Source organism: Microbacterium sp. Kw_RZR3, from assembly GCF_029222405.1.
In the GTDB taxonomy this organism is placed as follows: domain Bacteria; phylum Actinomycetota; class Actinomycetes; order Actinomycetales; family Microbacteriaceae; genus Microbacterium.
Genome location: NZ_JARHXC010000235.1, coordinates 1 through 1,298 on the forward strand (window position 1 = coordinate 1; position 1,298 = coordinate 1,298).

1 protein-coding gene is annotated in these 1,298 nt (G+C 77.7%); it reads right to left on the reverse strand.

Annotated elements, in window-relative coordinates; translation table 11 throughout:
- Positions 1–78: 78 nt before the first annotated feature.
- Entirely contained in the window at positions 79–1,197 is a 1,119-nt protein-coding gene (locus P2P98_RS13240) for a glycerate kinase (RefSeq protein WP_275800437.1), read from the reverse strand.
- Positions 1,198–1,298 lie beyond the last annotated feature (101 nt).

Sequence of the window (1,298 nt, forward strand, 5' to 3'; positions counted from 1 at the left end):
GCTCAGGGACCTCGCGTGGGCTCAGGGACCTCGCGCGGGCTCAGGGACCTCGCGCGGGCTCAGGGACCTCGCGCGGGCTCAACGAGCTCGTGGGGCTCCACCGAGCCGCTCGGCGAGCGCGCGGCCCGCGGCGCGCAGCCACCGGGCGGGGTCGGCGAGCGCGGCGGCGGGGGATCCCGCCAGGTCGGTGAGCGCGACCGTGGTGCGGAACATCGACGTGTCGGCATCCGGAGCGATCCGCCCCGCGACGAGCAGCACCGGACGGTCTCCGGCGAGGGCCGCGAGACGGCCGGGGACCTTCCCGGCCGCGGAGCTCGCGTCGAACGCGCCCTCGCCGGTGACCACGACGTCGGCGCGCTCGACGGCGTCGCGCACCCCGATGAGCTCGGCGACAGCCTCGGCCCCGGGAACGAGCTCGGCACCCCATGCCTGGAGCGCCGCCCCGGTTCCACCGGCGGCTCCGGCCCCGGGTGCGAGAGCGTCGGTGTCGAGCAGCTCGGCGGCGCGGCCGAGGGCGGCGTCCGCCTCGGCGAGGTCGACCAGGCCCTTCTGCGGGCCGAACACCGCGGCCGCACCCGTCGCGCCGACGAGCGGGCTGCGGACGTCGGTCAGCACCGTCGCTCCGCCGGACGGGGGTGGCCGCAAGCCCGAGCGATCGAGGCGGACGGCGCCGCGCAGACCCCGCAAGCCGGTCGCGACGGGGGTGCCGGTGGCATCCGTGATCCGGGCACCGAGGGCCGTGAGGGCCCCGAATCCTGCGTCGGTCGAGGCGCTCGAACCGATGCCGAGCACGAGCCGCGAGACCCCGTGATCGAGGGCGGCGGCGATCGCCTCGCCGAAGCCGCGGGTGTCGGCGTCGAGCGGGCGGAGGTCGCCGCCCAGCAGCTCGATTCCCGACGTGGACGCCAGCTCGACCACCCCCGTTCCGTGCGGCACGGCGGCGGTGGGAGGGAGGAGGACCCAGGATGCCGCGGCCTCGCGGCCGTGCGGGCCGACCACGCGCACCGGCATGCGTCGCGCACCGGGAACCGCCGCGAGGAAGGCGTCAGCGGTGCCCTCTCCCCCGTCCGCCATGGGGCGCTCGATCGTGGCGTCGGTGGGCCGGGCGTCGCGCCATCCCGCGGCGAGCGCCGCGGCGGCGTCGGCCGCGGTGATCGAGCCCTTGAAGCCGTCGGGCGCGAGCAGCACGGTGGTCACGCGCCGACCTTAGCCGGTCGGCATCCGTGGTGCCGGGGCCCTGCGCCCGCGCCCGTCCCGCGCACGCCCCCGCCGTTGAGTGTCCAGGACACGCCGTAATG